Raw genomic sequence first — 24,522 nt, 5'->3', positions numbered from 1 at the left:
ATCAGCCTCGCAGCAAGAGTTTGAGGGACAGTTCGGGGTTGGCCAGGCTGGCGGTATCGAGCGCAATCCGCGCGCTGATCAGACGCTCGCAGAGCTTGATGTCCTTGGCCACGCTGTTGCCCGGCGCCCAACCACAGGCGCCTTGCAAGTGCTGATCGCCATCGAGGTAGAACAGCAACAGGCCGCCGCTCGGTAATGGGCGGTTGACCACTGTCGGTGTGATCACGCCGACAGTCTGCAAGCCCCAGTCGAACTGATCGGACCAGAAACCGGGCAGCGCCTCGAACGGCACTTCGCGCCCCAGCAGATTCAGCGCCGCATGCCGCCCCTGGGCTTCGGCATTGCGCCAGGTTTCCTGGCGCTGATAGAGACCGTCAAGGCGAAACTCACACACATCTCCGGCGGCATAGATGTTCGGCGCGCTGGTGCGCAGGCACGCATCAACACGAATGCCCTGCCCCACCTCCAGCCCTGCTGCTGCCGCCAATTCGAGATTGGGTTGCATGCCGATGCCGACCACAATCAGGTCACAGGGCAAGCGGTGCCCATCCACCAACAGCACGGCGTCGGCCTGGATGGATTCCAGCGCCACATTCAAACGCACCTGCACACCGTGCTCGCGATGCAGATCCAGCAGCGCCTGGGAGATCACCGGCGGCAATACACGCCCCGCCAGGCGCGGCCCGGCTTCCAACACCGTCACTTCACAGCCGAGGCTACGTGCCGTTGCCGCCACTTCCAGGCCGATAAAACCACCACCCACCACCACCAGCCGCGTGCCGGGGCGTAAAGCGCTGCGCAACGCGAGCGCCTCATCGTGAGTGCGCAGGTAAAGCACATTGGCCTGCGCCTGGGGCAAACGTCGCGCCCGGCCGCCCGTGGCCAACAGCAGACCGGCGTAGGGCAACCATTGGCCATCGGCGAGTTGCAGGCGATGCTGCTGCGGTTCCAGATGAGTCACCGGGTTACCGGCGATGTGCTCTATGCCCAGTTCGGCCAGTCGCGCACTGTCGCACAAGCTGTAGCCGGCCAGGTCCGTCGTGCCCTGCAACAGGCCTTTGGACAACGGCGGCCGCTCATAGGGCAAGTGCAGTTCATCGCCTATCAGAATCAAGCGCCCGGTATAACCTTCTTCGCGCAAGGTCAGCGCCGCCCGGCCACCGGCATGACCGGCCCCGACGATAATCAACGGAGCGTTCATCATCAGGCCGTGACCGCGAGCAACACCCGCCCCGCTTCGACCCGCACCGGGTAGGTCTTGAGGTTGACGCACACTGGCGCGCCGAGGGCCTTGCCGGTGCGGTAGTCGAAGCGCCCGTTGTGCTTGGGGCATTCGATCACGTGGTCCATCACCAGGCCATCGGCCAGGTGGATTTTCTCGTGGGTGCAGAGGCCGGCGGTGGCGAAGAATTCATTCTCGGCCGAGCGGTACAGCGCATAGGTGTGCGGGCCGTGGTCGAAGCGCAGCACGTCTTCTTCGTCGATTTCGCCCACGGCGCAGACGTCGATCCATTGATCGTTCATGGTGTTTTCTCTTGTTCTTGGGTGGAGATCAGCCAGCAGCGGTTTCTGCATGCACCGGGGTAGAGGCAGCCGGATGAGTGTTCAAGTGAATCGGGCGCTGGATGAAATAGGTCGGATCGCTGCGCTGCCGCCAGATCGTCGGCAGGATTTCCTTGTACGCCTCGAACAGGTTGGCGTACGGCGGCGGGCAGTCGCTGCGGATCTCTTCGTGCAGTTGCGCGAGGGCGTGGTACGGCACCATCGGGTACATGTGATGTTCGAGGTGGTAGTTCATGTCCATGTAGATAAAGCGCAGCACGCGGTTCATGTAAATGGTGCGGCAGTTGCTACGGTGGTCCAGCACGTCTTCGGCCAGACCGACGTGCTGGGTAAGGCCGAAGATATAGCCGAGCCAGGCACCATAGAGGCTCGGCAGACCAATCAGCATCAGCGGCAGCCAGCTGTGCAGGTACAACGCGGTGCCAATCACCACGGCATAAATGCCGACCCAGATCCGCGCCGCACGAAACACCTTGGGCCATTCGGACTCGGGGATGAAATCCGCCTCCTGGGCACTCATCTTGCCGATGGCATGCCGCGCCACACCGCTGAAGGTTTTCCAGGCCAGGGGCAGGTTGAACAGGCTCAGAAACATCATCAACAGGCTCGGCGGACGCGGCTCGACGATCTCCGGGTCGCGGCCGACCACGATGGTGTCGGTGTGGTGACGGGCATGACTCCAGCGCCACACGTGAGGTTCGAAGATGCACATGAAACTCGCGACCTGATACAGCCCGTCGTTCATCCACCGAGTCTTGAACGCCGTGCCATGGCCGGTTTCGTGCCAACGTGGGTTGGACGCAGTGCCGTACAGCACGCCGTAGGCGAGGAAGAACGGCACACAGGTCCAGGTGCCCCAGAACCAGTAGCCGCCAAAACCGGTGGCCAACAGCGCGATCAGCCAGATGGCGGTGTCGAGCAAAGCCGGGCCGTCGCGGCGCTGCATCAGTTCTTTCATGCGTTTGCGCGAGATGGGCGACTGGTACCAACTGGCCGAGACCAGGCCCTTCTCAGCCGCGCGGGCGGCTTCGGGGCCGGTGAGGCTATAGTCGCGCCGGGCGGTGTGAGCGGTGTGTTCAGGCATTGTTATTGTTCTCCGCAAGCGGGTGGTATCAGGTGCTGTGTGAAACCCACGATAGAGAACGCCTAAATCACCCTCAAGGCCTTGAATCCATTCCCTATCAAGCTATCATCCAGGCCCAGCGGGGCTTGATAGTTTTCTATCAAGACGCTCAAGGGGCCTGTCATGAACAACAATAAACGCCCGACCATCGCCACCGTTGCCGCCCAGGCGGGGCTCAGCGTGGCCACCGTCGACCGTGTGTTGAATGCACGTGCGCCGGTCAATCCCGAGACCGCCGAGCAGGTGTTCCAGGCGGCCGAATCCGTGGGCTATTTTGCGGCGAGGTTGATCGGCCAGCGCATTCGCGAACGCCGGCCGACCTATCGTTTCGGCATCCTGTTGCTGGCCACCGCCCAGGCGTTCTATGCCAGCCTGGCGCAGGCCATCAGCGCCGCCGCCGAGCAGCATGCCGGCGCCAACCTGACGTGCCAGTTCGAGTACATCGTCGATCGCACGCCCAGCGCTATCGTCGCGCAGATTGAACAACTGGCCGTGCAATGCGATGGCCTTGCGGTGGTGAGCTTTGCCCATCCGCTGATCAACGCCTGCCTCAAGCAGATCCGCGAAGCCGGTGTGCCCGTGGTGGCCCTGCTTTCGGGTATCCACGAACAGGCCGAAGAACCCTACGTCGGCCAGGACAACCATGTGGTCGGCCGCACCATGGGCTGGCTGCTCGCCCGCACCTGCGGCGCCCGCAAAGGCAGCGTGGGCATCCTGCTCGGCGGCCACCGTTTCCTCGGCCACCAGGCACGGGTCGAAGGCCTGCACAGCTACCTGGCCGAACACGCGCCGGCGCTCAAACCATTGGAGCCGCTGATCAACCTGGACAACTGCGACATCACCGAAGAAGCCACCCTCGACCTGATCAGCCGCCACAGCGACCTGCGCGGATTGTGCGTGGTGGGCGGCGGCGGCGACGGTATCATCAGCGCCTTGGCGCAGTTGCCCAAGCGTCCGGCGTTGTGCTGCATCCTGCAGGAGTCGACCGAGCTATCGCGCCAGGCGTTGGGCCAGGGGTTGATTGATGTGGTGATGGATTCGCAGCCGGGGCAGACAGCGACGGCGTTGGTGCGGTTGATGGTGGAATTGCAGAGTGCCGAGGGGTTCGATCCGGTGCGGCAGCGGGTGTATGTGCCACCACAGATTGTGACGTCCGAAAATAGGGGCAACTGAACGCGCTGGTTTTTTTGTGGCGAGCCCGCTCGCCACAGGGGGTTCTTGGCTCTCAGTTGCGACGGAAATCCCCGGCGCTTAAGCCAAACCGACTCATCTTGTTGTACAGCCCACCCCGCGACACGTTGAGTTGCTGCGCGGCCAGGCGGATGTTGCCGCCGGTACTGTTGAGCGCGGCGACGATGGCGTGCATTTCGTGGCTGCTCAAGTCCTGGGCGGGTGGCGCTTCGTGGGTGCGCAGCGGGATGCGTTGTCGGCTTTCCAGCGGCAGATCCACCGTTTCGATCAGCGCTCCCATCGCCAGGTTGGTCGCCCGTTCAATGCTGTTTTCCAACTCGCGCACATTGCCCGGCCAGCCGTAGGCGGTGAGCAGCGCCAGGGCGTCTGGTGAAAATCCCTGCACCGATTTACGCAGTGAACGAGCGCACCGGACCAGAAAATGCCGCGCCAGCAGCGGAATATCTTCGCGGCGCATGCGCAGCGGTGGCACGGTCAGGTTCAGTACGTTGAGGCGGTAGTAGAGGTCTTCGCGAAACGCGCCTTCCGCGACCGCCTGGCTGAGGTTGCGGTGGGTGGCGGCGATGATGCGCACGTTCACTTGCCGCGAGTTTTTCGCGCCCACGCGGGTGATTTCACCCTCCTGCAACACCCGCAGCAGGCTGACCTGGGCATCGAAGGACATGTCGCCAATCTCATCGAGAAAGATGGTGCCGCCATCCGCCAGTTCGAACTTGCCCGCCGAGCCGCCACGGGTGGCGCCGGTGAACGCGCCTTCGACGTGGCCGAACAGCTCGCTTTGCACCAGGTCCCGTGGAATCGCACCGCAGTTGACCGCCACAAATGGGCCGTTGCAGCGCTCACTGCCATTGTGGATGGCCTGGGCGAACAGCTCCTTGCCGGTGCCGCTTTCACCGAGGATCAGGGTGGTGGAATCACTGCGACTGGCGATGCGTCCCAAGTGCAGCGCGTCCTGGATCGCCCGCGAACTGCCCTGGATGGTGTCGAAGGTGTAGCTGGCCTGGGTGCCGATAATGCGCCGGGTGATTTCGCGAATGCGGCGGTTCTCGCGCAGTGACACGATCACCCCGCCCTGCTCCAGCGGGCACACCGAGACCAGGCAGGCGAGTTGACTGCGGTTGTGCAGGTGGAAGGTGCAGTCGAGGTCGCGCACGGGCTCGCCAAGAACGTTACTCAGTTCGCTACGACCCAGTTGCTGGAAAGGCCGCCCGATCAACTCCAGCCCAACGCCAAACAGCTGCCGGGCGTAGCGGTTGAGCGCCTTGATGCAGCCGCGATCGTCCAGCACCACCAGGCCCTCGTTGAGCACTTCGAGGACGGCCTGCTGTTCTTCCAACAGCCCTTGCAGGGCCATCTGCCGCGATACCGCGTCGGCCGCAGCCTGCACCGTGCCGAGGGTATGGAAGTGAAACCAGCCGGGCTCGGCAGTCAGCGTCAGCATGGCCACGGTCTGGCCCTGCGCATTCTTGATCGGCGCGGCGGCGCAATGCATGCGGCGCTGGCGCAGGCCGACGCCGAAGTTTTCCTCGGCCAGCACGTACACCAGGCGATCCTCGGCCAGCGCCAGGCCGGTGCAGTTGGTGCCTTGCACCGATTCCAGCAGGCGACTGCCCACGGGGGTGATGTCCAGCCCACAGAAATACAGGGTGGTGCCGTCGGCATCGGTGAGGTTGATATGACCGCGCGGGTTGTAGGCCAGCAAGCCATGCATGACTTGCGCGGCGGCCTCGATCAGCACGCGGTGGGTGGCCTGGGCGGCGGCCAGCGTATCGGCGGCAACGAAGCGGTACGCGTTGTCGGCCGGGTCGATACCGGCCTGGACACTGCGCCGCCACGAATCCCAGATCACTTGGCGCACGTGCGCCGGGCGTTCGACCTGGCCGGCCAGGCAGTCGCGCCAGGCCTGTTCCAGTGCAGCGACCGGTCCATCATTCAGCGCGGCAGGCCCCAGGGCCGTCAGGTAGTCGAGGTCTTGCACGCTGAACGCCAGGCTCATTGGGCGGTATCCATGTTCATGTTTTTGACATGTCAGTATAGGCATGTCATCGAAATGAACACTTTTTGTTTATAGATAATTATTAATCGTTATTTATCAACATCTTACAAAATGGCACAGCCCTTGCTCTGACCCCTTTGCCATCAGGACCGTCCTGAGGCTAATAACAACAAGGGGTTATTTCATGAGTACACAAAACATCCGCCTGGGCTTGATCGGTGCCGGACGCATGGGCAGCTTCCACGGCCTGACCGCCGCGCGGCATATCCCCGACGCCAGCCTGGCAGCGATTGCCGACCCGACGCCAGGCCAGGCCGCCCGCCTCGCCGCTGAACTGGGGGTGAGCAAGGTCTACACCGACCCGCAGCAGTTGCTCGACGACCCGGACATCGATGGCGTGCTGATCGCCGCCCCCGCCCGCAGCCACGCCGAGCTGGTGATCAGCGCCGCCCGCGCCGGCAAGGGCATCTTCTGCGAAAAACCCATGGCCATCACCCTCGATGAAGCTGACCGCGCCATCGCCGCTGCGGCCGATGCGCGGGTGCCGCTGCAAGTCGGGTTCAACCGGCGCTTCGCCAAGAGCTTTCGCACCGCGCACCTCGACGTCGCCGCCGGCCGCATCGGCACCCCGCAGCTGCTGCGTTCGCTGACCCGCGACCCGGCGTTGAACAACCCGGCGAAGTCGCCGCAATGGGTGATCTTCCTGGAAACCCTGATCCACGACTTCGACACCCTGCGCTACCTCAACCCTGGCGCCGAGGCGGTGCAGGTCTACGTGATGGCCGACGCTTTGATCGCCCCGGAATACAAAAGCAAAGGCTTCCTCGATACCGCCGTGGTCGCGATCCGCTTCGACAACGGCGCCATTGCCACTGCCGAGGCCAACTTCCAGGCCGTGTATGGCTACGACGTGCGCGGCGAAGTGTTTGGCAGTGCCGGCATGCTGAGCATGGGCAGCCTCAACGATTGCGACCTGGTGCGCTACCTGGCCGAGGGCATCCAGGCCGACACCCAGCGCCTGGACACCGACCTGTTGCGCGACGCCTACATCGCCGAGCTCAACCACTTCGTCGACTGCCTGCGCAGCGGCGCCAAACCCCTGGCCAGCGGTGAAGACGCGCGCGCGGCATTGGCGATTGCCCGCGCCTGCATCGAGTCGTTCGAAACCGGCAAGGCGGTGGCCGTATGAGCCCATTCAAGCTGGCTGTCAGCGCGGAGATGGTGTTTCTCGACCTGCCCTTTGTCGAGCGCGTAAAGCGCATTCATGCGCTGGGCTTCAGTGCCGAAATCTGGAACTGGACAAACAAGGACATCGCCGCCCTGGCTGCTACCGGTGCCGACTTCACCTCTATGACCGGCTACATCAGCGGCACCCTCACCGACCCCGACGGTATCCGCCAACTGCTCGACAGCGCCCGCGAATCCTTAGGGGTGGCCGAGCAATTGAATTGCCCCAGCCTCAACCTGCACGGCACCGGCCTGGGTGACGGCGGCCTGCCCGTGCAGCCCGTGAGCCAGACCACCGGCCGCATGTGGCTGAGCGCCTGCAAGACCCTGGAAAAAATCGCCCGTTTGGGGGAAGACGCCGGCCGGGTGTTCCTGCTGGAAAACCTCAACACCGAAGTTGACCACCCCGGCACCCCCTTCGCCCGCGCCGACGATACCCTGGCGCTGATCGAGGCCGTGGGCAGCCCGCACCTGAAGATGAACCTGGACCTGTACCACGCGCAGATCGGCGAAGGAAACCTGATCGAACTGATCCAGCGCGCCGGCACACATATCGGTGAAATCCAGGTGGCCGACGTGCCGGGACGCAAGGAGCCCGGCACCGGTGAAATTCACTACCCGGCCATCGCCAGGGCCTTGCACGCCATGGGCTACAGCGGCGTGGTCGGTCTGGAAGGCTGGGCCAGCGGCGACAGCGAGTTGGCTTTGGCGCGTTTCCGCCAGGCGTTCACCCTATAACAATAAAAGGATCACCCTTATGAATCGCTATTCGTTGTTTGCTGCCACCTTGTTGCTGCTGTTCAGCCAATGGACGTTCGCGGCTTATCGCATCGGCGTGAGCATTGCCCGGGTCGACGACAACTTCATGACCTACGTGCGCACCGGCCTGGAAGCGGCCGCCCAGCAGCAGGATGTGCAGATCCAGTTCGAAGATGCCCAGGGCGATGTGGTGCGCCAGCTCAATCAGGTCGAAGGCTTTCTCAACCAGAAGGTCGACGCGGTGATCGTGCTGCCGGTGGACACCGCCGCCACCGCCAACATGACCCGCGCCGCCGTGGCGGCCAAGACGCCGCTGGTATACGTCAACCGCCATCCGGACGAGCGCACCTTGCCCAAGGGCGTGGTCACCGTGGCTTCCAACGACATCGAGGCCGGGCAATTGCAGATGCGCTACTTGGCGGAAAAACTCGGCGGCAAGGGCAATGTGGCGATCATCATGGGCGACCTTGCACAGAACGCCACCCATGACCGCACCGAGGGCGCCAAACAAGTGCTCAAGGACTTTCCCGGAATCAAGGTGGTCGAGCAGCAAAGCGCCGAATGGCAACGCAGCAAGGGCATGGACCTGACCAGCAACTGGCTGCTGGCGGGCACGCAGTTCGATGCCATCGTGGCCAATAACGATGAAATGGCGATTGGCGCGGCCATGGCGTTACAGCAGGCAGGGAAAGCCAAGGGTGACGTGGCGATTGTCGGCATCGATGGCTTGCCCGATGGGCTGGCGGCGATCAAGCGGGGGTTGCTGACGGCGTCGGTGTTCCAGGACCCGAAAGCCCAGGCAACCCAGGCAGTGCAGGCGGCGGTGCGGATGATCAAGGGCGAGGCGATTGAGCCGGAGGTATGGGTGCCGTTTGAATTGATCAAGCCGGAGCAGGTGGCGGTGTTTGAGCAGCGCTACAAATAGAGTGAAATACAACAATCCAAATGTGGGAGCGGGCTTGCTCGCGAATACGGAGTGTCAGTCAACAAATTTATTGGCTGATCCACCGCATTCGCGAGCAAGCCCGCTCCCACATTTCTTACAGCGTCAGGCCTTTAGTCCAGGTCGCTGGCGTTATGGCGCTCGGCCAATTGCTCATGGGGCTCACCGGACACCCGATTCACCCGCCGGCCGCGCTGCACCGCCGGCCGTGCCTCGATGGCCTCCGCCCAGCGCAACACGTGCGTGTACTCATGCACCGACAAGAACTCCGCCGCGCCATACAGACGACCTTTGACCAACCCGCCATACCACGGCCAGATAGCGATATCGGCGATGGTGTATTCATCACCCGCAATGTACTCGCTCACCGCCAGGCGCTGGTCGAGTACGTCCAACTGACGCTTGGTTTCCATGGCAAAGCGGTTGATCGCGTACTCCATCTTGCTCGGCGCGTAGGCATAAAAATGCCCGAAACCACCGCCCAGGTAGGGCGCGCTGCCCATCTGCCAGAACAGCCACGACAGGCATTCGGCACGGGCCGCAGGCTCGGTGGGGAAGAACGCGCCGAACTTCTCGGCCAGGTACTGCAGGATCGCGCCCGACTCGAATACGCGAATGGGCGTGGTGCCGCTGCGATCCAGCAGAGCCGGGATCTTGGAGTTCGGGTTCACCCCCACAAAACCGCTGCCGAACTGGTCGCCGTCGCCGATCTTGATCAGCCAGGCGTCATATTCCGCACCGCTGTGACCCAGCGCCAGCAGCTCCTCCAGCAGGATCGTGACCTTCTGGCCATTAGGCGTGGCCAGGGAATACAGCTGCAGCGGGTGCTTGCCCACCGGCAAGTCTTTTTCGTGGGTGGCACCGGCAATCGGTCGGTTGATGCTGGCGAAGGTGCCGCCATTTTCGGTGTCCCAGGTCCACACTTTCGGGGGTACGTAATCGGTCATGCTGACGGCTCCAGAGGCGTTTGCGATCCCAGACTAAACCAAAGGTTGATGGCTCGTCACACAGTGAATGCCACCGCCACCCGCCGCAATGGCATCGATATTCAGCGCCACCACCTTGCGGTCCGGGTAGAGCCGGGCCAGCAGGTCCAGCGCCTTGCGGTCCGCCACCGGGTCGCCAAACTCCGGGGCGATCACCGCACCGTTTATCACGAAGTAATTGATGTAGCCCGCCGCAAAATCCGCATTGCCCTTGCTGAACTTGCTTTTACGCGGGTTGAGCGGTGGCGACACCGTGTGCACCTGCAAAGGCCGGCCATCGGCGTCGGTGGCCTTTTTAAGGATTTCCAGGTGCGCCAGAGTGACCTTGTGATCATAGGACTCAGGGTCGGTATCGAGGTTGGCCAGCACCACGCCGGGGGAGACGAAGCGTGCGTAGAAATCGACGTGGGCGTCGGTGATGTCCTTGCCCTTGATGCCCGGCAGCCAGATGATCTTGCGCAGACCCAGGCGCTCCTTCAGCTCCGCCTCGACCTCGGCCTTGCTCCAGTCCGGGTTACGGTTGCGGTTGATCCAACTGCTTTCGGTCATGATGCCGGTGCCGAGGCCATCGACCTCAATCCCGCCACCCTCGCCCACCAATTCGCTGCGGATAGGCCGGGCGCCGGTTGCTTCGGCGATCTGGGCCGCCAGCAGCGCGTCATCGTCGTGCTGCTGCTTGTTGCCCCAGCCATTGAAGTTGAAGTCCACCGCGCCCAGGCCGCCGCTGCCGTCGATGACGAAGTTGGCGCCGGTGTCGCGCATCCAGATGTCATCCAGCTCGGTTTCCACGAAGGTGATGTTGCGGGTGCCGCAGTGTTTTTCCGCAAGATGGCGTTCGTCTTCACGGCAGAACACGGTGACCGGTTCGTGATCAGCAATCGCCCTGGCGATACGGCCCAAAGCGGCCTGCACGTCGGCGGTAAAGTCTTCCCAGATGGCGTCCTGGGCGCCAAAGGCAATGAAGGCCTGACGGTGTTTTTCGCCCTCGTCGGGCATGTAGAAGCGACCGCTCGCGGCAGCGCGCAGGTGGGGGGCGATCAGGGTCATGGCGCAGACCACGCTGGCTTGTTTGATGAAGGTGCGACGGGTTGGCATGGGGTTCTCTTGCCTAAGGTTCGGATTGAATGGAGTTCATTGTGATGAAGAGCGTTTTGTGGCGAGGGGGCTTGTCCCCCGTTGGGCTGCGCAGCGGCCCCAAAAAAAGCGGGAGCGCTACGCACTCCAACGGGGGACAAGCCCCCTCGCCACAAAAGCCCCTCAGCTACATGGTTTTGAATTTAGTCCATACACGCATTCGTGCGCGCATATCGGCCTGGGGGATGTCCTTGCCGGCGATCAACCGTTCGAAGGTGGCAGCGTCCGGGTAGATGTCCGGGTTATCGCGCATGCTTGCCTCCACGTCCGGCCGCGCCTTGGCGTTCGCCGTGGGGTAGCCGGTGAGGTTGGTGATGGCCGCCATGTTTTGCGGGCGCATCACGAAGTTGATGAAGGCGTAAGCGTATTCCGGGTGCTGGGCGTCGACCGGGATGGCCATGGTGTCCATCCACACCGTAGTGCCTTCGCGGGGGATGTGATAACCGAAGGTCACCGCTTTGCCCGCGGCATCGGCGGCGCGCTGGGCCTGGGTCATGTCGCCGCTGTAGCCGAGGGACAGGCACAGGTTGCCATTGACCAGGTCGGTCACCGGTTGCGACTGGAACTTGCGGATGTACGGGCGCACCTTGAGCAATAGATCGCTGGCCGCCGCCAGGTCTTCACGCTTGGCGCTGCGCGGGTCGCGGCCCAGGTAGTTGAGCACCACGGCGAGTACTTCGTCCGGCGAGTCGATCAGCGAGATGCCGCAATCGGCGAATTTCGCCGCGTTCTCCGGCTTGAACAACAGGTCGAGGCTGTTAACCGGCGCATTTGGCATACGCTGCTGGATCTGCTGGGTGTTGTAGGTCAGGCCGATCGTGCCCCAAGTGTAGGGCACCGTGGCTTTGTTCGAATTGACGTAGTGGGTGCGCAGTTTCTGCAGCCCCGGCTCGATGTCGCTCATGGCGCTGAGCTTGGCGGGGTCCAGTGCTTGCAGACTGCCGGCGCGCATCAGGCGTTCGGCCACGGTATCGCCGGGGAAGATCAGGTCGTAGCCGCTGCCGCCGGCCATCAACTTGGCTTCCAGGGTTTCGCTGCCATCCATCACGTCGTAGATCACCCGGATCCCGGTCTCGGCGGTGAACCTGGACAAGGTGTCGGCAGCGAAATAATCGGCCCAGTTGTAGAGCTTGAGGGTTTTGTCCTCAGCCAAGGCGCAGACACTCGTCATGATCAGCGCACAACTCAATAGCCGCTTCATGATGGACGCCCATCCAGGGTCAGCAGTCCGCTGTACATCTCCGGGCGACGGTCGCGATAGATGCCCCAGGTCAGGCGGTCTTCGCGCATGGCGGACAGGTCGAGACGGTGCAGCAGCACGCCGGTAGAGTCGCGATCCGCTTCAGCCAGCAGCTTGCCCTTGTGGTCGCAGATGAACGATGAGCCGTAGAAGTCCATTTGCAGGTCCGGATCAGTGGTCGCCACTTCACGCCCGACGCGATTGGCCGCCACCACCGGCAACAGGTTTGCTGCCGCGTGGCCGCGCATGGTCATCTGCCAATGGTCCCGCGAATCGAGCGTGGCACAACCGGGTTCCGAGCCGATGGCGGTGGGAAACAGCAGCACTTCGGCGCCTTGCAACGCCAGGCAGCGCGCGGTCTCCGGGAACCACTGGTCCCAGCAGATGCCCACGCCCAGGCGCCCGAAGACCGTCTCCCAGACGCGAAAACCTGTGTCGCCGGGGCTGAAATATTCCTTCTCCTGATAGCCGATGGCGTTCGGGATATGGGTCTTGCGGTACACGCCGAGCAAGCGCCCGTCGGCATCCGCCACGCTGAGGGAATTGAAGAATGCATTGCCGGCCTTTTCGAACCAACTCAGCGGCAGTACCACGCCCAACTCCTTGGCCAGTGCGGCGAAGCGTTTGAGCACGTGACTGTGCTGATAGTCCTCGGCCAGCGCCAAGTGCTTGTGGTGCTGCTCGATGCAGAAATACGGCGTGGCAAACAGTTCCTGCAACAGAATGACCTGCGCGCCCTGCGCCGCCGCGTCTCGCACCAGTTGCTCGGCACGGTCGAGGTTGCCCGGCAGGTCCCAGGTGCAGGGCATTTGGGTAGTGGCAATGGTCAGAATACTCATGGCTTCACCCAGGCTGGCTGTTGCTGGGTGATGCAGTGCACGCCGCCGCCGCCATGGGCCAGGTGGTTGATCTGCACCGGTACGATCTCGCGACCAGGAAACGCCTGGGCCAGGACTTCTGCCGCGACATGATCGGCTGCAATGCCATAGGCCGGCATGATGATTGCGCCGTTGGCAATGTAGAAGTTGGTGTAGGAGGCGCAGAACACCTCGGCGTCGGTGTCGACCGCATCGGTGGCTTCATACAGCTCGATCAGCTCGAAATGGCGGCCTCGGGCGTCGGTGGCGAGTTCCAGGGCGCGACGGTTTTCCCGCACCACTTCGGCGTATACAGAGCTTTGATCGTGAGTTGCATCGACCAGCAACACGCCAGGGCGGGCAAATGCGCAGACACCATCAACATGCCCGTCAGTCATGTCGCCCGTGACGTAGTCCGGGTCGCCGGGCAACCAAATGGTCTTCTTGATGCCCAGCAGGCGCGTGAAGATGGCTTCCATCTCGGCCTTGCTCACGCCGGGGTTGCGGTTGGGGTTTAGCAGCACCGATTCGGTGGTGATCAGCGTGCCCTCGCCGTCCACATGGATCGCGCCGCCTTCATTGCTCAGGGGCGTGCCGAAACATTCCAGCCCCAGGTGATTGAGCACCCGACGTGCCAGGCTTTCGTCCAAATCATGGGCCGACTTGCCACCCCAGGCATTGAAGCGCCAGCTCACACCGGCCGTGCCCAGCTGCGGATGGCAGACAAAGGTCGGGCCGGAATCGCGGCACCAGCTGTCGTTGACGGCCTGTTCGATCAGCTCGATGCCCGGCCCGCACAGCGCCTTGGCGCCCGCCACGGCAGACGGATCAACCAGCATTTTCACCGGTTCGAAGCGTGCGATCGCATTGGCTACCCGCGCAAAATCCTGCTGCACGTGCGCCAGGGTCACGCCCCACGTGGTTTCCCACAAGGCCCGGTTGTGCGGCCAGACCATCCACGTCGCCGCATGCCGGGCCCACTCCGCAGGCATCCACCAACCGTTGCTTTGCATTGCATTCTGCTGCATGACAAGTACCCTTCAGTTAAGTCATTGTGTTCAGTGAAAACTGCCCACGGAGTCTTGCCATACATGCTATTGCGGCTTGCAAAGCCGGACAAACGATGGATTTTGTAGAAAACTGATTAGAGGAACTTATCAGCATGCTCAACCACTGGCCGCCCCTCGGCACCCTGCGCGGCTTTGAAGCTGCGGCGCGACTGGGCAGTTTCCACAAGGCCGCCGAAGAACTGCACCTGACCCAATCGGCGATCAGCCAGCAGATCCGCAGCCTGGAGGCATACCTGGAACAGCCGCTGTTTTTCCGCAGCGGACGCAGCGTGAGCCTGACCGACGCGGGCCATGACTTCCTCAGCACCACCCAAGCGCTGCTGCAGCAACTGGCGGTGGGCGTGCGGCGCCTGGGGCAGTACCGCAAGCCCAACCAACTGGTGCTCAACACCACGCCGACCTTTGCCCGGCACTGGCTGTTGCCACGGCTCGCGGATTTCCGCCAGCAACACCCGGAAGTCGACCTGTGGATCTTCAGCACCGACGAAGTGCCCGACATGGCCAGCCAGACCATCGACCTGGCCGTGCGCGACGACATCAGCTCCCAGGCCGAATGCAGCTTCAAGGTGCTGCACGCCGACCGGCTGTTTCCCGCCTGCCACCCACGGCTGTTGAAGCTGCCCCTGGCACAACGCACCACCCTCCACGGTGAACGGGAAATGGACTGGAGCCATTGGGCGGTGGAAGCCGGGATTGATGTGGGGCAGCAGGACCAGGGCCTGAATTTCTCCGACCCCGGCCTGTTGCTCGATGCCGTATGTACCGGCCTGGGAATTGGTTTGGTCAGCCAGTTGCTGAGCCGTCAGGCGCAAACCGACGGGTTGCTCACGCCATTGGTCGACGCGACGATTCGCGGGCCGAGCTGGGCGCTGCTGACCCATCGCGACAGCGAGCAGGATCCGCTGGCGCGCAGTTTCACGGCGTGGTTGCTGAGCCACCTGGAGACCTAGTTCAAAGGTGCAGCGCCACGCCCATACCTGCCTCGGTGCGTGGCACCTGCACTCGCAGCGCAATCAACAAGGCGGCCAACAGCATCAGTACACCCGCGCCCAGAAACACGCCGCTGATGCCACTGAGACTGAACATCGCTCCTCCACCGGCCGCGCCCGCCGCAATGGCTGATTGCACGGACGCCACCACCATGCCACCGGCACTTTCAGCTTGATCCGGCACGGCGCGGGCCACCCAGTTCGACCACGCCACGGGCACCCCGCCAAACGCCATGCCCCACAGCGCCAGCAGCAATGCCTGGCCTGGCAGGGAGGCCGGCAGCAACACCAAGGCGAGCGCCGCAACGCCCACCAATACCGGCATCAGCACCAACGTGCCACGTGGATAACGCACCAGCATCCAACCGGCCAGCAGCGTACCGATGAAGTTGGCTGCGCCGAACCCCAGCAGCATCAACGCCAGCCCTTCTGTCCCCACCCCCGTGGTGCTTTCCAGGAAAGGCCGGATGTAAGTGAACAGCGCAAAGTGCCCGGTGTGCACCAGCACGCAGCCAAACATGCCGATGGCGATGCCCGGACGCAGCAGCACGTCCAGTACCGTGCGCAGACGTGCGGTGCCCGTGGGCGCCAGGCGTGGCAGCGTGAACAGTTGGAACGCCAGCGTCACGCCACCAACAGCGGCGGCGGCAATGAACGCACTGCGCCAGCCATACAGACCACCGAGGTAGCTGCCCAGCGGCACGGCGACCACCGTGCCCACCGCAATACCACTGAAGATGATCGACAGCGCTCGGGGCAGCAGCGCCGCCGGCACCAGGCGCATCGCCACGGCGGCTGCCATGCTCCAGAAACCGCCCAGGGCGACGCCCAGCAGGATGCGCATCAGCAGCAGCACCGCCAGGCTTGAAGAGAACGCCACCAACAGGTTTGAGGCAATCATGAGCAGGGAGAAACCCAGCAGCACCACGCGTCGGTCGATCCCACGCGTGAGGCCGGGCACCAGCAGCCCGGCGAACAACGCCACCACTGCCGTCACCGTCACGGCCTGGCCAGCGAGCGCCTCGGACACGCCCAGGTCCAGCGCCATTGGCGTCAACAAGCTGGCCGGCAGGTACTCCGCCGTCAACAAGCCAAACACCCCCATGGCCAGGGAAAACACCGCCATCCAGGCGGGCGCATCGGGCGCCACTTGGGCAGGGTGAGCGGTTTGGACTACATAATCATTCATCACACAACATCCTCGGGAAATTAGCGCGACGGCCAGTCTAGGTTCGCCCATCCGGATGATCTATGATGCAGACCCTTGAGTTTTTGACCAAAACCCCGACCATGACTGCAATGGCCCCTTTCAATCAGTCCTCCGACCTCATCGACGAACTGCTGCGCGGCATGCGCCTGAGTGGGGTGCAGTACCGGCGCATCCAGGCCGGACCGAGCTTCGGCATGGGCTTTGCGGCCAAACCCGGACATGCCTACTTCCACTTCCTGGCCGCAGGCACGGCCACCCTGAAAACCGACGACGGTGGCCTGTTTGAATTGTCGGCAGGCAATGCCGTGTTCATCTCCCACGGCGGCGCCCATGCGCTGTCCTCCGATGCGGACAGGCCTGTGCAGGACATTGACGGCTTTGCCGCGACCGCGTTGGGCGATACCGTCTGCGCCGTGGATGCGTCCCCTGATACGCCCCCCAGCACCTTGCTGTTCAGCGCCTGCATGGCGTTCGAACTCGGCAGTCTCCAGGGGCTCGGTAGCCTGATGCCGGCCTTGATGCTGATCGATGCCCAGGGCCAGCGTTACCCCGGCCTGATGCCGATCCTGGCGGTGATGGAGCGTGAAGTGTCCGCTGCCCGCATCGGCTACTGCGGCATCCTCGCGCGCCTGGCCGATGTGGTCGCCGCCATGATCGTGCGGGGCTGGGTGGAATGTGCCTGCGGGAATGCATCGGGATTGGTGGCGGCGCTGCGCGACACGCGATTGGCCGGTGCCCTGCTCGTCCTGCACCAGCAACCTGGCCGCGATTGGAGCGTGGCCGAATTGGCGGCGCACTGTCACACCTCCCGTTCGGTGTTCGCCGAGCGCTTCCAGGCCACCCTGGGCATCCCGCCCCTGCGCTACGTGACGCAATTGCGCATGCGCCTGGCCAGCCAATGGCTGACCCTGGAGCGTTTGCCTATCGAGGCAGTGGCGCTGCGCCTGGGCTATACCTCTCAGGCAGCGTTCAGCCGTGCGTTCAAGCGTATTACCGGCCAACCCCCTGGGGCCAGCCGTCAGCGCGGCAGGAGCCCAACATGAACGACCGCCTCGAAGACATCCTGGCCGATCACCTGAACGTGGTGTTCTGCGGCATCAACCCCGGCAAAGGCTCCGCCGCACTGGGCCTGCACTTTGCCAATCGCAGCAACCGTTTCTGGCGCACCTTGCACCTGGCCGGTTTCACGCCGCATGAGATACGTCCCGAGGACGGCCCTACACTGCCGCACTATGGCTGCGGCCTGACCACGGTCGTAGAACGGCCCACGGCCAGCGCCGGAGAACTGGCCCGGCATGAGTTCACGGATGCCGCAGCGGCGTTCGAACACAAGATCCGACGCTATCAGCCACGCTTCGTGGCCTTTCTCGGCAAGGCCGGTTATAGCGCGTTGTCGGGCCAGCGCCAGGTTGATTGGGGATTACAGCCGCAGTTGCTGGGCGGCGCGTCCGTGTGGGTATTACCCAACCCCAGCGGGCGCAACCTGGCGTTCAGCCTGGAACAGCTTGTGAATGCCTACCGCGAGCTGTGCCTGGCTTGCCAAACACCTACACCCAGCCGCCATCCACAATAAAGTTCTGCGCCGAACACATCGCCGAGGCATCGGAGGCGAGAAACAACGCCATATTGGCGATGTGTTCCGGCAGCACACTGCCCGGCAGGCACTGGCTGCGGCTGATCAGCTCTTTAGCCGCATCGTCGACCCACATCGCCAATTGTTTTTCCGTCATCACCCACCCCGGCACCAGCGTATTCACACGGATCCGGCTCGGTCCCAGTTCCCGGGCCAGGGCGCGGGTCATGCCGTGGGCGGCGGCCTTGCTGGCGGCGTACACCGGGTAGCCGGCGGAGGCCATCATCCAGCCAACTGAACCGAGGTTGATGATCGCCCCGCCGCCCGCGCTTTTCATCATCGGCACCACCGCCTTGGCGGCGAAGAAGGCGTGCTTGAGGTTGACGGAAATCAGCCGATCGAACATTTCCGAGTCGACCTCTTCCAAGGTGTGGCGCACGTCATTGGCGGCGTTGTTCACCAGCACGGTGATCGGCCCCAGGGAGTGTTCGAAACGCGTGATGGCGGCCTTGTAGGCGATCTCATCAGTGATGTCGCAATTTACGAATTCAACCGTGTGCCCGCGCAAACTCAGCAGCGCCGCCAAGCGTTCGCCCTGGCTTTGAGCGCGGTCGACAAAGCCGACCTTGGCACCTTGCGCTGCAAAGGCGCGCACCATGAATTCGCCAATGCCCGAAGCGCCTCCGGAGATCAGGACCGTCTTGCCTTCGAGGTCGGGGTAAACAGCGTGCTGGGTCGTCATGAAAGCTTGCCTCGCTTAATTAGTCTTATTTTATTTTGCAAAAATGGCGTTAAAGGCTATAAATTTGCTGCTCTATCGACAAAATATCGCACATTAGTAGAACTATTCCACTCAAAACAACAAAAGGAAGTTCGATCATGAAGCACCCTCGATACCTGCTGTCGGGCCTGGCGATGTCCATGCTGATCGCCAGCGGCGGCACCCAGGCCGCAGGCCTCACCAGCGAACACAAACCTTTCGGTAAAACCTACGACGGCATCGCCGTCGAACAGTACATCCTGCGCAACAGCCACGGCATGCAAGCCACGGTCATCACCTACGGCGGCGTGTTGCAATCGCTCAAGGTGCCGGACAAACACGGCAAGGTCGAGGACGTGGTGCTGGGCTTCGACGACGTGCAGGGCTATCAAAGCGGCACCGCATTTTTCGGCGCGACCATCGGGCGCTTCGGCAATCGCCTGGCCGGTGGCGCTTTTGAGCTCGACGGCAAGCGCTACCAGGTGCCGCTCAACGACGGCCCCAATTCGCTGCATGGCGGCGCCCAGGGCTTCGACAAGCACGTATGGAAAGCCACGCCCGTCAAGGCCAAGGACTCGGTGGGCGTGACCCTCACCTACCTGTCCAAGGACGGTGAAATGGGCTTCCCCGGCAACCTGAAGACCGAGGTCACCTACCGCCTCAACGACAACAACGAACTGCACATCGACTACAAGGCCACCACCGACAAACCCACGGTGCTCAACCTCACCAACCACAGCTACTTCAACCTGGCCGGCGCGGGCAATGGCGACATCCTCAAGCAGGTTGCCACGTTGCACGCCAGCCATTACACGCCGGTGAATGCCACCCTGATCCCTACCGGCGAACTGGCACCCGTCATGGGCACGCCGATGGACTTCCTGAAACCGACACCCATCGGCCAGCACATCAAGGAGGATCACCCGCAGCTCAAGTTTGCCGAGCCGAAACAGGGTGGGTTTGACTTCAACTGGGCGCTGGATAACAAAGGTGATGTGAAGCAGCTTGCGGCCGAGGTGCATGATCCTGAGTCGGGGCGGCGCTTGCAGCTGTTTACCACCGAACCTGGGGTGCAGTTTTATACCAGCAACTTCCTGGATGGGTCGGTGAAGGGCAAGGCTGGGAAGACCTATCAGCACTGGAGCGGGTTTACGCTGGAGACCCAGCATTTCCCGGATGCGCCTAACCAGCCGGCGTTTGCCTCTACGCGCCTGAACCCAGGTCAGACCTATACCCAGAACACCGTCTTCAAATTCACCACCGACTGATCTGACCTAAACCCGCTTCGGTTAACGAGGCGGGTCCGTTGTTTGTGGCTAGAGGGCTTGTTGTGGCGAGCGGGCTTGCCCCGCGTTGGGCTGCGAAGCAGCCCCAATACAGTCACTGCATTCTTCCAGTCCGAACCCCGTTGCAGGTTTTAGGGCCGCTTCGCGCCCCAACGCGGGGCAAGCCCGCTCGCCACAACAAGCTCGGCTGCCACAACAAGCCCGCTCGCCACATAAGCCCAGTCTCCACAATCAGCGTTGTTTCATGCGGTCGATGACCACGGCCAGCAGCAGGATCGAACCCCGGATCACATACTGATAGAACGTGTCGATGTTCTTCAGGTTCATCGCATTCTCGATGATTGCCAAAATCAACACTCCGGCGATTACATGGCGGATCATCCCTACCCCGCCACTCAACGAAACCCCGCCCAGCACGCACGCCGAAATCACTGTCAGCTCAAAGCCCTGGCCAATCATCGGCTGGCCGGAGGTCATGCGCGACGCCAATATCACCCCAGCCAACGCCCCGATCACCCCATGCACAGCGAAGATCAGGATCTTGGTGCGGTCCACGTTCACCCCCGCCAGCAACGCCGCTTCCGGGTTGCCGCCAATGGCCATGGTGTTGCGCCCGTAGGTGGTGTAGTTGAGGAGCCAGCCGAAGAACAGGAAGCACAAAATGGTGATCAGGATCGGCACCGGCACGCCAAACAACTGGCCGTTACCGAAGACAAAGAACTGATCCTGGGACACGCCCACCGCCTTGCCGTTGGCAAAGATGTACGCCAGGCCACGCACGATCTGCATGGTCGCCAGCGTGGTAATCAGCGCATTGACCCGCAGCTTGGCGATGACGATGCCGTTGATCAGCCCCACCATCAGGCCCATCAGCAGCGCCGCGCCAATGCCAAGCATGACGCTGTCGGTGTCGCGCATCACAATCGCCGCCACCACCCCGGCGCAGGCGATGACCGAGCCCACCGACAAGTCAAAATGCCCCGATGCCAGGCAGAACAGCATGGTGCAAGCCGCGATGCCCACGGTGGAAATCGCCAGGCCCAGCCCGCGCATGTTCAACGGTGAAAGGAAGTTGTCGATCAGCAAGGCGCACAGCAAAAAGATGCTCACGGCGGCCAGCAGCATCGCCCAGTTGTCCAGCAATGCGCGCAGGTCCAAGGGCTTGCGCGCGGTGGGCAGCACGTTGTGTTGAGGGGTCATAATCGTCTCTCAGTTCGCCAGGCTGCGCGGCAAGGCCAATTGCAGCAGGTTGGATTCAGTCGCGTGTTCGCGGATTTGTTCGCCGCGCAGCGCGCCTTCGCACAGCACCAGGATGCGGTCGCTGATGCCCATCACTTCCATGAGGTCGCTGGACACCACGATCACCGCAATGCCCTGAGCAGCGAGGTTATGGATGATCTGGTAGATCTCGGCCTTGGCGCCGATATCGATGCCACGGGTGGGTTCGTCCAACAGCAACACTTTCATCGGCATCGATAGCCAGCGGCCGAGAATGGCTTTTTGCTGGTTGCCGCCGGAGAGGTACATGATTTTTTGCGCGGCGTTGGGCGTCTTGACCTTCATGGCCTTGATCTGCTGGTCGGCGTTGCCCTTCTCCCAGCCGTCGCGTAGCAGCCAGCCAAACGTGGAATGGGCGCCCCGCGCGCTGATATTGATGTTCTCGGCGACGCTGGACAGCGGAATGATGCCCTCCTTCTTGCGGTCTTCCGGGCACAACAGCACACCGGCCGCGATGGCGTCACGTGGTGACTGCAGATGCAGCGGCTCGTCACAGAGTTGCAGTTGCCCGGCGCTGGCACGCTCCAGGCCACTGAGCAGGCGGAACAGCTCCGTGCGCCCTGCCCCGACCAGCCCGAACAGGCCAAGAATCTCGCCCTTGCGCACGTCGAAACTGATCGGCTCACGCAGGCCAGGCCCCAACAGGCCGTCGACCTTGAGCGCCACCTCGCCGTGCTCACGCGGGCGGTAGTCGTAGATGTCCTGGATATCGCGGCCGACCATGCAGGTCACCAACTGGTCATGGGTCAGCGTGCTCATGTCCTCGAAGGTGCGCACATAACGGCCGTCCTTGAACACCGTCACCGCATTGCAGATACGGAACACTTCCTCCATGCGGTGCGACACGTAGAGCACCACTTTGCCCTCATCGCGCAGGCGCGCGATGATCGCCATCAAGCGGTCGATCTCCCGTGCGGAAAGGCTGCTGGTGGGCTCATCAAACGCAATCACATGGGCACCACGGGACAGCGCCTTGGCGATTTCCACCAGTTGGCGCTGGCCCAGGGAAAGACGCCCGAGCTTCTCGGCAGGATCGATTTCATCCGCCAGGCCCTTCAGACAAGCAAGGGCCTGCTCTCGCAGCAGCCCCCGGTTGACCACGCCGAACCTCGATGGCAAATGCCCGAGAAACAGGTTCTCGGCCACGCTCATTTCCGGCACCAGGTGCAGTTCCTGATGGATCACCGCCACGCCGCTGGCAATGCTGTCAGCAGCGTTTTTGAAGGCCATGACCTGCTCGCCGATCTGCAGCGTGCCGCTGTTGGGAATGTAGGCGCCGCCGAGGATCTTCAGCAGCGTCGACTTGCCCGCGCCGTTCTCGCCCATCAACGCGTGCACCTGCCCAGGGTGGGCGCTGAAGCTGATGCCATCCAGCGCCTTGACCCCCGGAAAGGTTTTGCCGATGCCGTCAAATCGCAAGGCGGCAGCAGTCATTGCCACAGCCCGATCTTGGTCAGCTCGGCTTGGAAGTTTTCACGGGTGATCAGGGTCACTTCGTCCATGGCCGTGTACTTCGGCGGCTCGGTGCCTTTTGTGACCCACTCGTACATCATCAGCGCGGTGTTATAGCCCTCGATGTGCGGGCTCGGCAGCATCGAACCGAAGAAGCCGCTGCTCGGTTTTTTCAGCTCGCCGATGGCGTCGGTGCCATTGATGCCGATGCCGATCACGTTGGCCGCCTTGAAGCCGGCGCTTTCAGTAGCGCGTACGCCGCCGAGCACGGTGTTGTCGTTCATGCCGCCGATGATCAGGTTTTTCGCGCCGCTGGGCAGTTTCACCAGGGCCGAGTTGGTGGCGTCCATGCTGCCTGGGACATCCAGGGTCTTGGCGGCCGTAAACAAGATGTGATCCTTGGGAATGCCGGCTTCTTCCAGGGATTTGACCGAGCCATCGGTGCGCTTCTTACCGGTGTCGAGCTCGTTGAAGGTGTTGATCACCGCATAGGTGTCCTTCCAGTCCCAGCCGCGTTTTTTCGCTTCGGCGGCCATGGCGGCGCCTTGCTTCTGGCCGACCTCGAAGGCCGCCATGCCCAGGTACGGCACGTCTTCCATGAAGTTGCCTTTGGCGTCGACGAAGCGGTCATCCACTGCAATGACTTTCAAGCCGTTGGCCTTGGCCTTGGCGACGATGGCCGGGCCGAGGGACACGTCCGGCGGGCAGATCACAAAGCCTTTGGCACCGTTGGCGGCCAGGCTGTCGATGGCCGAGAGGGTTTTCTCACCATCGGGCACAGCGATCTTGATCACGGTGAAGCCATGTTCCTTGCCGGCTTTCTCGGCAAAGGCCCACTCGGTCTGGAACCACGGTTCCTCAGCCTGTTTGACCAGGAAACCGATCTTCACTTCTTCAGCGGCCAGCAACAGCCCGCTCAAGCTCATGGCCGAGACCGCCACAGCGGCGCAGCACAGGGAACGCAAACCACGACGACGATTCATACGGGTGACTCCTTGTTGTTGTTTTTAAGTCTTGGGTTTATCCGGCAAAGCGGTGACAGGGTTTTCCAGGTACATCAACTTCGATGGCCAATACCGCACCATCCAGGGGGTGAGCCAAAGGGCTCGCGGCACTGGTGATATAGAGGGTGGTGAGATCCGGGCCACCAAACACGCAACTGGTGGGGCGGCTGACGGGCAGTTCGATGATGCGGTCTACTTCGCCGTCGGGCGTGAGGCGCAACAGGCAACTGCCGTCCCAGCGGGCGTTCCAGGTGTAACCGTCAACGTCCATGGCCGAGCCATCCGGCCCGCCGCGTTCGTGGGGGCCGAACCAGACTTGCGCGGGACCGAGTTGGCCGTCGGCTTTAATTCCATATCGGTACAACGTGCCGTCCAGGCTGTCGCCAAAGTGCACATGGCGGCCGTCGTCGCTCCACAGCAAGGTATTTGGAATGCCCAAGCCACTGAGCAACGGCGTGACCTGCGCATCAGCATCGATACGAAACAGGCCGCCGGAGCGTCGGGTGATGGGCAGATCTTCGCCCTGCTCGCCGATGTTGTTCTGCATGGTGCCTAGCCACAGGCGGCCCTGGGCATCGCAGCGCGCTTCATTGCCACGGTTGCCCGGTTGCGGGTCCGCGACGCACAGCAGGGTCAGGGCTTCGGTGGCCAGGTCGAGGCGATACACGCCGCTGCTCAAGGTCACCAGGGCATCGCCGCTTTCACACGGAATGAAGGCTGAGACATGCTCGGGCAATTGCCACACCTGCAATTGCCCGTCCATCAGGCGCAGCGCCTGTTTACCGGCGATATTGACCCAGTACAACGCCTGGGTCGGCGCGTCCCAGAACGGACCTTCGCCCAACTGCGCACGGTGCGGGGTAACGGCGATACACGACATG

The 24,522-nt window shown here is 62.7% G+C and carries 23 protein-coding genes; 8 read left to right on the top strand and 15 right to left on the bottom strand.

What is annotated here, in order from left to right; genetic code table 11:
* Position 1: 1 nt before the first annotated feature.
* Genes AYR47_RS18700 through AYR47_RS18690 form a run of 3 tightly spaced genes read right to left on the bottom strand, consistent with a single transcriptional unit; the run spans position 2 to position 2,647 of the window.
* Positions 2 to 1,201 (bottom strand): NAD(P)/FAD-dependent oxidoreductase, encoded by a 1,200-nt coding sequence (locus AYR47_RS18700; RefSeq protein WP_061436278.1) that lies wholly within the window; start codon positions 1,199 to 1,201, stop codon positions 2 to 4.
* Between the two features lie 2 nt (positions 1,202 to 1,203).
* Complete coding sequence (locus tag AYR47_RS18695) at positions 1,204 to 1,524, bottom strand: MocE family 2Fe-2S type ferredoxin (RefSeq protein ID WP_028619741.1); 321 nt, start codon at positions 1,522 to 1,524, stop codon at positions 1,204 to 1,206.
* Positions 1,525 to 1,552: 28 nt separating this feature from the next.
* The gene (locus tag AYR47_RS18690; protein ID WP_061436276.1) at positions 1,553 to 2,647 is read right to left on the bottom strand and encodes a fatty acid desaturase family protein; all 1,095 of its coding nucleotides are present in this window, start codon (positions 2,645 to 2,647) and stop codon (positions 1,553 to 1,555) included.
* Positions 2,648 to 2,809: 162 nt separating this feature from the next.
* Between AYR47_RS18690 and AYR47_RS18685 the strand changes: the two genes are divergently transcribed.
* A complete protein-coding gene (locus AYR47_RS18685) occupies positions 2,810 to 3,859 on the top strand; it encodes a LacI family DNA-binding transcriptional regulator (RefSeq protein ID WP_061436274.1) in 1,050 nt (349 codons plus the stop codon).
* Positions 3,860 to 3,911: 52 nt separating this feature from the next.
* Here the strand turns inward: AYR47_RS18685 and AYR47_RS18680 are convergent, their stop codons facing one another.
* Positions 3,912 to 5,873, bottom strand: coding sequence for a sigma-54 interaction domain-containing protein (locus tag AYR47_RS18680; RefSeq protein WP_061436272.1), 1,962 nt, complete (start codon positions 5,871 to 5,873; stop codon positions 3,912 to 3,914).
* A 184-nt stretch (positions 5,874 to 6,057) separates the two neighbouring features.
* Here AYR47_RS18680 and AYR47_RS18675 point away from each other — a divergent pair, with 184 nt between their 5' ends.
* The 3 genes from AYR47_RS18675 to AYR47_RS18665 are packed head-to-tail and all read left to right on the top strand — an operon-like array spanning position 6,058 to position 8,784.
* Positions 6,058 to 7,062, top strand: coding sequence for a Gfo/Idh/MocA family oxidoreductase (locus tag AYR47_RS18675; protein WP_061436271.1), 1,005 nt, complete (start codon positions 6,058 to 6,060; stop codon positions 7,060 to 7,062).
* Positions 7,059 to 7,838: a TIM barrel protein gene (locus tag AYR47_RS18670; RefSeq protein WP_061436269.1), complete on the top strand. Its 780-nt coding sequence runs from the start codon at positions 7,059 to 7,061 to the stop codon at positions 7,836 to 7,838. The genes AYR47_RS18675 and AYR47_RS18670 overlap by 4 nt, the downstream gene beginning before the upstream one ends.
* Positions 7,839 to 7,857: 19 nt before the next feature.
* Entirely contained in the window at positions 7,858 to 8,784 is a 927-nt protein-coding gene (locus tag AYR47_RS18665) for a sugar ABC transporter substrate-binding protein (RefSeq protein WP_061436267.1), read from the top strand.
* Between the two features lie 131 nt (positions 8,785 to 8,915).
* On the opposite strand, the gene yghU is transcribed toward AYR47_RS18665, so the two are convergent.
* From yghU to AYR47_RS18640, 5 genes are all read right to left on the bottom strand, one after another.
* A complete protein-coding gene (gene yghU, locus AYR47_RS18660) occupies positions 8,916 to 9,749 on the bottom strand; it encodes a glutathione-dependent disulfide-bond oxidoreductase (RefSeq protein WP_033903166.1) in 834 nt (277 codons plus the stop codon).
* Positions 9,750 to 9,782: 33 nt separating this feature from the next.
* A complete protein-coding gene (locus AYR47_RS18655) occupies positions 9,783 to 10,883 on the bottom strand; it encodes an agmatine deiminase family protein (protein ID WP_061436265.1) in 1,101 nt (366 codons plus the stop codon).
* A 166-nt stretch (positions 10,884 to 11,049) separates the two neighbouring features.
* Positions 11,050 to 12,123: an extracellular solute-binding protein gene (locus AYR47_RS18650; RefSeq protein ID WP_033903164.1), complete on the bottom strand. Its 1,074-nt coding sequence runs from the start codon at positions 12,121 to 12,123 to the stop codon at positions 11,050 to 11,052.
* On the bottom strand, positions 12,120 to 13,001 hold the full coding sequence (aguB, locus tag AYR47_RS18645; RefSeq protein WP_061436264.1) for an N-carbamoylputrescine amidase: 882 nt from the start codon (positions 12,999 to 13,001) through the stop codon (positions 12,120 to 12,122). Before aguB ends, AYR47_RS18650 begins: the two co-directional genes overlap by 4 nt.
* Entirely contained in the window at positions 12,998 to 14,047 is a 1,050-nt protein-coding gene (locus tag AYR47_RS18640) for an agmatine deiminase family protein (protein WP_061436262.1), read from the bottom strand. The genes aguB and AYR47_RS18640 overlap by 4 nt, the downstream gene beginning before the upstream one ends.
* A 134-nt stretch (positions 14,048 to 14,181) precedes the next feature.
* Between AYR47_RS18640 and AYR47_RS18635 the strand changes: the two genes are divergently transcribed.
* Positions 14,182 to 15,039: a LysR substrate-binding domain-containing protein gene (locus AYR47_RS18635; RefSeq protein ID WP_033903161.1), complete on the top strand. Its 858-nt coding sequence runs from the start codon at positions 14,182 to 14,184 to the stop codon at positions 15,037 to 15,039.
* A gap of 1 nt (position 15,040) precedes the next feature.
* Here the strand turns inward: AYR47_RS18635 and AYR47_RS18630 are convergent, their stop codons facing one another.
* On the bottom strand, positions 15,041 to 16,267 hold the full coding sequence (locus AYR47_RS18630; protein WP_061436260.1) for an MFS transporter: 1,227 nt from the start codon (positions 16,265 to 16,267) through the stop codon (positions 15,041 to 15,043).
* A 65-nt stretch (positions 16,268 to 16,332) separates the two neighbouring features.
* Here AYR47_RS18630 and AYR47_RS18625 point away from each other — a divergent pair, with 65 nt between their 5' ends.
* Both AYR47_RS18625 and mug read left to right on the top strand, forming a co-directional pair.
* Positions 16,333 to 17,331, top strand: a complete 999-nt coding sequence (locus tag AYR47_RS18625) for an AraC family transcriptional regulator (RefSeq protein ID WP_061449446.1) — start codon at positions 16,333 to 16,335, stop codon at positions 17,329 to 17,331.
* Positions 17,328 to 17,861 carry a G/U mismatch-specific DNA glycosylase gene (mug, locus tag AYR47_RS18620; RefSeq protein WP_033903159.1) on the top strand — a complete coding sequence of 178 codons (534 nt, stop codon included), beginning with the start codon at positions 17,328 to 17,330 and terminating at the stop codon, positions 17,859 to 17,861. Before AYR47_RS18625 ends, mug begins: the two co-directional genes overlap by 4 nt.
* Here mug and AYR47_RS18615 read toward each other — a convergent pair.
* Complete coding sequence (locus AYR47_RS18615) at positions 17,836 to 18,603, bottom strand: SDR family NAD(P)-dependent oxidoreductase (RefSeq protein ID WP_033903158.1); 768 nt, start codon at positions 18,601 to 18,603, stop codon at positions 17,836 to 17,838. The genes mug and AYR47_RS18615 overlap by 26 nt on opposite strands.
* 137 nt (positions 18,604 to 18,740) lie before the next feature.
* Between AYR47_RS18615 and AYR47_RS18610 the strand changes: the two genes are divergently transcribed.
* Positions 18,741 to 19,889: an aldose epimerase family protein gene (locus AYR47_RS18610; protein ID WP_061436258.1), complete on the top strand. Its 1,149-nt coding sequence runs from the start codon at positions 18,741 to 18,743 to the stop codon at positions 19,887 to 19,889.
* A gap of 249 nt (positions 19,890 to 20,138) precedes the next feature.
* Here AYR47_RS18610 and araH read toward each other — a convergent pair whose 3' ends face one another.
* Genes araH through AYR47_RS18590 form a run of 4 tightly spaced genes read right to left on the bottom strand, consistent with a single transcriptional unit; the run spans position 20,139 to position 24,521 of the window.
* On the bottom strand, positions 20,139 to 21,107 hold the full coding sequence (araH, locus tag AYR47_RS18605; RefSeq protein ID WP_033903156.1) for an L-arabinose ABC transporter permease AraH: 969 nt from the start codon (positions 21,105 to 21,107) through the stop codon (positions 20,139 to 20,141).
* Positions 21,108 to 21,116: 9 nt separating this feature from the next.
* Complete coding sequence (araG, locus tag AYR47_RS18600; protein ID WP_061436256.1) at positions 21,117 to 22,619, bottom strand: L-arabinose ABC transporter ATP-binding protein AraG; 1,503 nt, start codon at positions 22,617 to 22,619, stop codon at positions 21,117 to 21,119.
* Complete coding sequence (locus tag AYR47_RS18595; RefSeq protein WP_016976497.1) at positions 22,616 to 23,620, bottom strand: substrate-binding domain-containing protein; 1,005 nt, start codon at positions 23,618 to 23,620, stop codon at positions 22,616 to 22,618. The genes araG and AYR47_RS18595 overlap by 4 nt, the downstream gene beginning before the upstream one ends.
* 37 nt (positions 23,621 to 23,657) lie before the next feature.
* A complete protein-coding gene (locus AYR47_RS18590; RefSeq protein WP_061436255.1) occupies positions 23,658 to 24,521 on the bottom strand; it encodes an SMP-30/gluconolactonase/LRE family protein in 864 nt (287 codons plus the stop codon).
* Position 24,522: the final 1 nt, after the last annotated feature.

The sequence above is a fragment of the Pseudomonas azotoformans genome (genome assembly GCF_001579805.1).
GTDB lineage: Bacteria > Pseudomonadota > Gammaproteobacteria > Pseudomonadales > Pseudomonadaceae > Aquipseudomonas > Aquipseudomonas azotoformans_A.
The sequence above is the reverse complement of the archived record's forward strand: the minus strand, read 5'-3'. Positions and strand labels throughout refer to the sequence as shown.

Excerpts from the sequence above, each read along its gene's own strand:
- AYR47_RS18700 (WP_061436278.1), bottom strand. The coding sequence starts at position 1,201 with ATGAACGCTCCGTTGATTATCGTCGGGGCCGGTCATGCCGGTGGCCGG.
- AYR47_RS18695 (WP_028619741.1), bottom strand. The coding sequence starts at position 1,524 with ATGAACGATCAATGGATCGACGTCTGCGCCGTGGGCGAAATCGACGAA.
- AYR47_RS18690 (WP_061436276.1), bottom strand. The coding sequence starts at position 2,647 with ATGCCTGAACACACCGCTCACACCGCCCGGCGCGACTATAGCCTCACC.
- AYR47_RS18685 (WP_061436274.1), top strand. The coding sequence starts at position 2,810 with ATGAACAACAATAAACGCCCGACCATCGCCACCGTTGCCGCCCAGGCG.
- AYR47_RS18680 (WP_061436272.1), bottom strand. The coding sequence starts at position 5,873 with ATGAGCCTGGCGTTCAGCGTGCAAGACCTCGACTACCTGACGGCCCTG.
- AYR47_RS18675 (WP_061436271.1), top strand. The coding sequence starts at position 6,058 with ATGAGTACACAAAACATCCGCCTGGGCTTGATCGGTGCCGGACGCATG.
- AYR47_RS18670 (WP_061436269.1), top strand. The coding sequence starts at position 7,059 with ATGAGCCCATTCAAGCTGGCTGTCAGCGCGGAGATGGTGTTTCTCGAC.
- AYR47_RS18665 (WP_061436267.1), top strand. The coding sequence starts at position 7,858 with ATGAATCGCTATTCGTTGTTTGCTGCCACCTTGTTGCTGCTGTTCAGC.
- yghU (WP_033903166.1), bottom strand. The coding sequence starts at position 9,749 with ATGACCGATTACGTACCCCCGAAAGTGTGGACCTGGGACACCGAAAAT.
- AYR47_RS18655 (WP_061436265.1), bottom strand. The coding sequence starts at position 10,883 with ATGCCAACCCGTCGCACCTTCATCAAACAAGCCAGCGTGGTCTGCGCC.
- AYR47_RS18650 (WP_033903164.1), bottom strand. The coding sequence starts at position 12,123 with ATGAAGCGGCTATTGAGTTGTGCGCTGATCATGACGAGTGTCTGCGCC.
- aguB (WP_061436264.1), bottom strand. The coding sequence starts at position 13,001 with ATGAGTATTCTGACCATTGCCACTACCCAAATGCCCTGCACCTGGGAC.
- AYR47_RS18640 (WP_061436262.1), bottom strand. The coding sequence starts at position 14,047 with ATGCAGCAGAATGCAATGCAAAGCAACGGTTGGTGGATGCCTGCGGAG.
- AYR47_RS18635 (WP_033903161.1), top strand. The coding sequence starts at position 14,182 with ATGCTCAACCACTGGCCGCCCCTCGGCACCCTGCGCGGCTTTGAAGCT.
- AYR47_RS18630 (WP_061436260.1), bottom strand. The coding sequence starts at position 16,267 with ATGAATGATTATGTAGTCCAAACCGCTCACCCTGCCCAAGTGGCGCCC.
- AYR47_RS18625 (WP_061449446.1), top strand. The coding sequence starts at position 16,333 with ATGCAGACCCTTGAGTTTTTGACCAAAACCCCGACCATGACTGCAATG.
- mug (WP_033903159.1), top strand. The coding sequence starts at position 17,328 with ATGAACGACCGCCTCGAAGACATCCTGGCCGATCACCTGAACGTGGTG.
- AYR47_RS18615 (WP_033903158.1), bottom strand. The coding sequence starts at position 18,603 with ATGACGACCCAGCACGCTGTTTACCCCGACCTCGAAGGCAAGACGGTC.
- AYR47_RS18610 (WP_061436258.1), top strand. The coding sequence starts at position 18,741 with ATGAAGCACCCTCGATACCTGCTGTCGGGCCTGGCGATGTCCATGCTG.
- araH (WP_033903156.1), bottom strand. The coding sequence starts at position 21,107 with ATGACCCCTCAACACAACGTGCTGCCCACCGCGCGCAAGCCCTTGGAC.
- araG (WP_061436256.1), bottom strand. The coding sequence starts at position 22,619 with ATGACTGCTGCCGCCTTGCGATTTGACGGCATCGGCAAAACCTTTCCG.
- AYR47_RS18595 (WP_016976497.1), bottom strand. The coding sequence starts at position 23,620 with ATGAATCGTCGTCGTGGTTTGCGTTCCCTGTGCTGCGCCGCTGTGGCG.
- AYR47_RS18590 (WP_061436255.1), bottom strand. The coding sequence starts at position 24,521 with ATGTCGTGTATCGCCGTTACCCCGCACCGTGCGCAGTTGGGCGAAGGT.